The sequence below is a fragment of the Streptomyces sp. SID11385 genome, from assembly GCF_010548245.1.
Taxonomy (GTDB): Bacteria; Actinomycetota; Actinomycetes; order Streptomycetales; family Streptomycetaceae; genus Streptomyces.
On sequence record NZ_JAAGLR010000673.1, the window covers coordinates 1 to 2,106 of the forward strand.

At 71.9% G+C, this 2,106-nt stretch carries 2 protein-coding genes; one reads left to right on the forward strand and one right to left on the reverse strand.

Going from position 1 to position 2,106, the window contains the following annotated elements:
• Window positions 1–1,140, forward strand: a 1,140-nt coding sequence (locus G3I42_RS20490) for a hydrolase (RefSeq protein ID WP_164287981.1), incomplete at its 5' end; no start/stop codon positions are given.
• A gap of 44 nt (window positions 1,141–1,184) precedes the next feature.
• On the opposite strand, the gene G3I42_RS20495 is transcribed toward G3I42_RS20490, so the two are convergent.
• Window positions 1,185–2,106: ATP-binding protein (locus tag G3I42_RS20495; RefSeq protein WP_164287983.1), on the reverse strand; the 922-nt coding region annotated here is incomplete at its 5' end.

Consider the following 2,106-nt stretch of genomic DNA (forward strand, 5'->3'; position numbering starts at 1 on the left):
CTGCCGTTCACCGAGATGCGCGCGGAGCTGGTGCCCACGACGATCGCGGGACGACTGCGCGGCCGGCCGCGGCTCGCGGTCGACAACCTCGGCAACACCAAGCTCACCACGTCGATGAGCGGCGAGGACAACGGCGACCAGCTCTCCTACGAGATACGCCCGAGCAACGCCCAGATCGAGCCGGGACGAGCCCAGTTCATCGATCTCACCCTGCGGCCGAAGCGCATCATCTGGTTCGGCTCGAAGGAACAGCACCCCTTCAAAGTCGCCGTCCAGCGCGCGGGCGTCGCCCCGGAGGCCGTGGACGGTACGTACGTCCAGCGCGGCTTCCTGCCCCGCTGGCTCGCCACCCTCCTCGGCATCCTCCTCGCCCTCGCCCTCGCCTTCGTCATGTTCTGGTTCTCCCACAAGCCCGCCGTCTCCACCCGCGCCGAGGAGCAGATGGAACAGGTGGGCTCCTCGCTGGCCCCCAGCCCCTCCGCACAGCCCTCTTTGCCCGCCCAGCCCTCCGCACCCGCCGAATCCCCGGCCGCGCAACCCCAGCCCTCGCAGTCGCAGAACGACGGCGGCGGCGGGGGCGGGGACGCGAAACCCAAGGAGTCCACGGCGCCGAAGAAGCCCAAGCAGGAGACAGCGGCGGACGCGGTGCGCACGCTCTCCGCCAAGGAGCCGAGCAAGACGCACATCTGCATGCGGGCCAGGACCGGCAGGGGCCACTGGTCCAAGCCGAACTGCGACTCCTCGTGGGCCGGGATCAATGCCGACGGGAAGACCTTCGGGGCACCGTTCACCGCGCTCAACTTCGCCTCGTACGGTTTGAGCGGCCTCGGCGCCGCCGCGCTCGTCGAGACGTCCGGCGACCCGGAGTGGCTCCCGGCCGAGCCGGTGGTGCCGGACAGCGCGAACATCTACATCGGCGACCACGTCGAGGACGGTTCGCCGGACCCGCGCGCCCTCGCGGGGTTCAGGATCTCCATCGGGAAGGGCGAGCTGTACAACTTCGGCTACAGCCTCGTCGGCAAGGACAAGCTCGACACGTCCGGCGCCCTGGACAAGCCGCGTCCCGAGAATCTCTTCGTGGGGAGCCAGGAGAAGGGCCATCCGCTCAACGGGTTCGCGCTGATTCCCAGCGGCAGCTGAGGGGCGAGGGGGGCGGCGCGCCCGTCACGGCGCAGCCGCCGCCCTCACCACCCCACGTCCTCCATCACGATCCGCCCCGCCTTGCGGTACTCGCGCACCGCTCCGGTCCGCAGGTCCGCCGCCGTCACCTCGCCGCCGCGCGCGGCGGCGGCGTAGGCGGCGGTCACGACCGCGCTGCGGATCGCGCCGCCCGCGAGCTCGAAGTCCCGCGCGCACTCGCCGGGATCGAGGTCCGGGGCGTGCGGGACGTGCGTGAGGCTGTGCCGCCACAGCGCGCGACGCTGCTCCTCGTCCGGGAAGGGGAAGTCCACGATGAGGTCGAGGCGGCGCGTGAAGGCGTCGTCGATGTTGGCGCGGAGGTTGGTGGTGAGGACCGCGATGCCGTCGAAGGCTTCGAGGCGTTGCAGCAGGTAGGCGCTCTCCATGTTGGCGTACTTGTCGTGGCTGCTCTTGACCTCGGAGCGCTTGCCGAAGACGGCGTCGGCCTCGTCGAAGAGGAGTACGGCGTCGGTGCGGTCGGCCTCGCCGAAGATCCGCTCCAGGTTCTTCTCCGTCTCGCCCACGTACTTGTCGACGACGGAGGAGAGCTGGACGACGTAGAGGTCGAGCCCGAGTTCGTGGGCGAGGACCTCGGCCGAGAGCGTCTTGCCCGTCCCCGACTCGCCCGCGAAGAGCGCGAGCACGCCGCGCCCCCTGCCGCCCCCAGCGCTGAGCCGCCAGTCCCCCAGCACCTGCTCGCGGTGACGGCAGCGCAGGGCGAGTTCGCGCAGGTGGGAGAGCGGGTCCGGGGGCAGGACGAGGTCGTCCCAGCCGACGTCGGGGACGATGCGCCGCGCGTGCTGCTCCAGCCCCGAGGAGGTGTGGTGGCGGGCGGCGCGGCGCAGGTGCGCGGCGGTGAGCGGGGTGCCGTCGAAGGCGGCGAGTTCGAGCGCCGCGGCGGCGGCGCGGCGCACGCGGGCGCCGGGG